The following is a 4,047-nucleotide window of genomic DNA, read 5'->3' as shown; positions in this document are numbered from 1 at the left end:
GCTGGGAACGCGCCGCGCCGATGGAGTTGTGGCAGATGGATATCGTGGGCGGGTTCCCGCTTGCCGATGGCAGCTGCGCGAAGGCGCTCACGGGCATCGATGACCATTCCCGGATGTGTGTCGCGGCGAAGTTGATGGCCCGGGAACGCACCCGCGCGGTCTGCGATGGATTACGCGCCGCGCTGGCCACTTATGGGGCGCCCGAGCAGATCCTGACCGATATTCAATCTGGGTGCGCGGCATTGGGTCTGTCCTGTCGGCCGGCGGGGAAGGATCGGGTTGCGTCCAGCAGAGTGGTGTACGAGTCGGACCTGATCAGCGGTACCGGCGTGTCGTAGCCGAGTGATTGAAGGTCATCGCGTGATTCTTCGAGAGACCTACCAAAGTTTCTCGAGCAAAGGAATCGACGCGATGACCACTGCCCACGATATCGACCTGCCGACGGTGTTGGCTGAACGACTCACCACCTGCCACCCCGACGTGTTGCGCGAGCTGCTGGCCACTTTCATCCAGACCCTGATGGGCGCTGAAGCCGACGCGTGTGCGGGGCCGGTTACGGGCAGCGCAGCGCCGAGCGCACCAATCAACGCAATGGCTACCGGCATCGCGAATTCGATACCCGGGCGGGAACATTGGATCTCGCGATCCCTAAGTTGCGGCAGGGCTCCTACTTTCCGGACTGGCTGCTGGAACGCCGCAAACGCGCCGAGCGGGCGCTGACCACCGTGGTGGCCACCTGCTATCTGCTCGGGGTGTCCACCCGCCGGATGGACAAACTCGTCGAAACCCTCGGGATCACCAGCCTGTCCAAGTCCCAAGTCAGCGTGATGGCCAAAGAACTCGACGCCGCGGTCGAGGCGTTTCGCACCCGACCGCTCGATGCCGGCCCGTACACATTTATGGCCGCTGACGCGCTGGTGCTCAAGGTCCGCGAGGCCGGCCGCGTGGTCAACGTACACGCCCTGATCGCTACCGCAGTCAACGCCGACGGGTACCGCGAAATCCTAGGCATCGACGTCACCACCGCCGAGGACGGCGCGGGTTGGCTGACCTTTCTGCGGTCGCTGACCGCCCGCGGCCTGGCCGGGGTCAAGCTCGTCACCAGCGACGCCCACGCCGGGCTGGTGGCCGCGATCGGCGCCACACTGCCCGGGGCGGCCTGGCAGCGCTGCAGAACGCACTACACGACCAACCTGATGGCCGTCACGCCGAAGGCGTCATGGCCGTGGGTGCGCACCCTGCTGCATTCGGTGTTCGATCAGCCTGATGCTGAATCTGTTGCCGCGCAATACGATCGCATCATTGATGCATTGGCAGACAAGCTACCCAAGGTCGCCGAACACCTCGAAGACGCGCGAGCGGATCTGCTGGCGTTCACCGCGTTCCCCAAACAAATCTGGCGCCAGATCTGGTCGAACAACCCCCAAGAGCGGCTCAACAAGGAAATCCGCCGACGCACCGACGTCGTCGGCATCTTCACCGACCGCAACGCCCTGATCCGCCTCGTCGGCGCCGTCCTGGCCGAACAACACGACGAATGGGCCGAATCCCGCCGCTACCTCGGACTCGACGTCCTGAGCAAATCACGCACCGTCGGCAACACCTCAACAGAACAGGAGACAACCCCCGCGGCACTGACCGCCTAAACCATCAACTCGAAGAATCACACGACGACGTCGTACACCACGTCTATGGACTTGACCCCAGGCCGCCAAGCTTGATGAACGCATCCGGCGGATGGCCAAAGCCGCCAAGGGCAACCTGGACTCGCTCAACGTACTCATTGAGAAAGCCAAAGCCGGACAGATTCACACCGCGTTGAGCTACATCAGTTGGACCGCCTATCTGACGGATGCGTTGGGGGAGCTCTGTACTGACATCGGGAAGGACACACGCAGAGAGATCGCGGTTCTGTTGCATACCCAGGGCATGAGTATTCGTGATGCAGCGCTGGCTACCAGGCAGTCGAAGTCGACGGTACAACGTGAAGTGTACCGAAGCGGGACAGTTGAGGGCGCCGCTGACGCCACTGCAGGACATGACGGCAAAGTCCGCCTTCGCAAACGCGACACAGACCCGGAGCAGCACCAAAACGGCGGACACAGAGGCAAATGGTCGGCGTCGGATTATGCGAGTCGTGCCAAGAGCTACATAGGCAACATCAACGGCGACGCTGAATTGCACACGCGCATATACGAGTTGATTGATGAGCTGCTCGCCAGCACCCAGCGGGCCACGGAATCGAACTAGAATGAGTCACACCAAGATACCGACAGATCTTCTGCGCGACGTGGTCGAGGTCATTGAGTGGATTGACAGTGAGTCGGGTCGCTCGGATGCCTATGAATGGGCTGTTGAGATCAAGGACCGCAGCGGAAGCCTGGTGGACCCCGGGTCGTACGATTTCGTTGTCAGGTTCACGCATGATGCCCTACTGCGTCTAGGTCCGCTCATTAAGTGGCTGGATTATGTCGTTACCGAGTGGGCGACCGATGACAAAGTCGGACCGACTCAGCTACTCGGCACAGCGGGCAAAAATCCAGCAGTCACTACGGCTAATACCCCTCAGCGAGAACGATTTTCGGGCTGGTGGCTATCCGAATCGCAGTTCGATTCCGCAACTGGCACCGCCCTTTGACAAACTAAACAGCGGCTCAGTTGCGAGGAGAGTTCCCGGCTTCTGCGTTTTGCTCCTCCACAGTGGTGGCCTATGGCCAGTTTCGCCACGCAACTGACGGGCTCAGGCTATCCTCAGCAAATAAGCAGGCAAAGGGGAGGTTTCCTACCATGGTGCGCGGACTGGTGGCTGTGGCGCTACTAGCGCTCGGCGTGTTAACGGCACCAGTTGCTAACGCAGCCACCTTGCAGGAGCTGTATCCGGACGTGATTCGCTGGAATGCCCAACAACCATGTGAAGTCGGTAAGCCCGCGAGCTTAGGCAGCGACTGCCGGGCGGCAACGATGGCAAAACTCAAATTGAACGCGCAGGCGCTTCCGATCCTGCTATCCATGCCCGCGCCACCTAGGAGCGCTACCGAAAACGCCCTCGACATCAGCCGAGACATAGACGGATATGGCCGGCAATGGAACGCGAGCGGTTGCGACGGATTTCCAGCCGTCGCCGCAAAACTTACGACTTGTACGGGCGAGTCGATTCAAGAGTTCTTCGACGCATTGACTCAACGGGTCGGCAACATTGTTCAAGGTCAGTAAGTCGAGACTCTTATGAAACGAGCACTTGTCAGCGGTCTACTTGGTACCGCGATACTTTGGGCACCCGTCGCCAACGCAGACGCCGATAGCCAGTTCCTCGCCAACGTGCGTGCTATCAACTATCCGAGTCTATCGACGCTCGCCGACGCTGCGCCCAACGTCGTAGTCAAGACGGGCAGGTCTGTCTGCACGATGCTGGATCAGGGCTACGGCGGCCAAGCCGTCGAGGGCATGGTGCTGGATCGGCTCGCACTGTACGGCGACAACCGGACCTATTACGCCGGGCTGTTCGGGGTGTATGCGGTGCAGGCGTACTGCCCTGCGCATCAGTACGACAGCGGATTCAACGGTGACTATTAGACACACCTACCGCTTTCGGGCATGGCGGTGACAGTCCTTGGTAGCGTCCGCCTTCGTTGGGCGGCCTCCCGCGAACGGAATGCGGTTCCAGGCCACCTCCCAACTGAACTCGGACGCCTCGTCACAATCGACGTTTGGGTCAAGCGGACGGCGGATGCCGTAGTCGCCCAAGCCGTTCGTGTTGGCACCGGTGCTACTCATCTCCACCCGCTGTGGTTGGTTGCACCTACTGCCGCGTTGGTGGCTTGACCCGCGAGTTTTGCGTTGGGTTGTGCAATCGCCACGATGACGGCAGTCAGATTGTCGGATAACCATGTTGATGCTGCATTCATGTGTCACACCGCCAATCACATCGGGATGGACGGCGCAACGTAGCTGCCGGTGGCCTTGACCTGCATGACGGCCGCCGCGCCACGGTGTCGGGTGCCCACACCGATGCAGCGCGCCCAGAAACTATCCTGCAGAGGGTAACCG

The 4,047-nt window shown here is 61.0% G+C and carries 4 protein-coding genes and 2 pseudogenes; all 6 read left to right on the top strand.

Annotated elements, in window-relative coordinates; genetic code table 11:
* A pseudogene (locus AC5Y39_RS21170) lies at window positions 1-221 on the top strand (DDE-type integrase/transposase/recombinase); the annotation flags it as partial.
* A gap of 190 nt (window positions 222-411) precedes the next feature.
* Window positions 412-1,646 (top strand): annotated as a pseudogene (locus tag AC5Y39_RS21165) (IS256 family transposase).
* 91 nt (window positions 1,647-1,737) lie between these two features.
* Window positions 1,738-2,250, top strand: coding sequence for a hypothetical protein (locus AC5Y39_RS21160; RefSeq protein WP_500021686.1), 513 nt, complete (start codon window positions 1,738-1,740; stop codon window positions 2,248-2,250).
* Window position 2,251: 1 nt separating this feature from the next.
* Complete coding sequence (locus tag AC5Y39_RS21155) at window positions 2,252-2,638, top strand: hypothetical protein (protein ID WP_500048285.1); 387 nt, start codon at window positions 2,252-2,254, stop codon at window positions 2,636-2,638.
* 149 nt (window positions 2,639-2,787) lie between these two features.
* Window positions 2,788-3,213: a hypothetical protein gene (locus tag AC5Y39_RS21150; protein WP_500021684.1), complete on the top strand. Its 426-nt coding sequence runs from the start codon at window positions 2,788-2,790 to the stop codon at window positions 3,211-3,213.
* A 12-nt stretch (window positions 3,214-3,225) separates the two neighbouring features.
* Window positions 3,226-3,573, top strand: coding sequence for a DUF732 domain-containing protein (locus AC5Y39_RS21145; RefSeq protein ID WP_500021682.1), 348 nt, complete (start codon window positions 3,226-3,228; stop codon window positions 3,571-3,573).
* The last annotated feature ends 474 nt before the right edge of the window (window positions 3,574-4,047 follow it).

This window comes from Mycobacterium sp. NGS39, assembly GCF_059812765.1.
This window is presented reverse-complemented; position numbering and strand designations above follow the sequence as displayed.